1 protein-coding gene is annotated in these 602 nt (G+C 65.1%); it reads left to right on the forward strand.

The window, feature by feature from the left end:
* On the forward strand, positions 1-602 hold a 602-nt coding region (locus JKL45_RS29715; RefSeq protein ID WP_246499147.1), incomplete at both ends, for a PfkB family carbohydrate kinase.

Genomic DNA, 602 nt, shown 5'->3' on the forward strand with positions numbered 1-602 from the left:
AACAGCGCCGACCGGGCCCTCACCCCAGAGGCGCTGCCCGCCGAACTGCCGGCAGACGTGAACGCCATTGCGGCGGGCTCCTATGCGCTTGGCGTCGAGCCCATCGCAACCGCCATCGAGACCCTGCTGCGCCGAGAAGCCGGATCGCGCGTGATCTCGCTCGATCCCAATGTCAGGCCGCGTGTGGTGGGCGATCTCGACATCTACCGGGAGCGGTTCGAACGGCTGCTCGCCTATGCCGACATCGTGAAGGCGAGCGACGAGGATATCGAACTGCTCTACGGGACACATGGTCTCGCATCCGCCGCACGTGCATGGCTTCGGCACGGTCCTAAGCTTGTGATCATCACCCGAGGCGAGAAAGGTCCTCTCGCAGCCTTTGGCGACACGATCCTGGAGCGTCGGGCTCCGAAGATCGAAGTTGTCGACACAGTCGGTGCGGGCGACACGTTCCATGCCGGACTGCTGGCTTGGCTCGATGCCAATGGCTTGCTCACCTCTAAAGGCATCGCTGGGATGAGCGAAGCGCAGGTCACCACAGCCCTCGATTTCGCCGCTGCGGCTGCCGCCATCGTCTGCACCCGTCGCGGCGCCAACCCGCC

It is taken from the genome of Microvirga soli (assembly GCF_016734765.1).
Taxonomy (GTDB): Bacteria; Pseudomonadota; Alphaproteobacteria; order Rhizobiales; family Beijerinckiaceae; genus Microvirga; species Microvirga soli.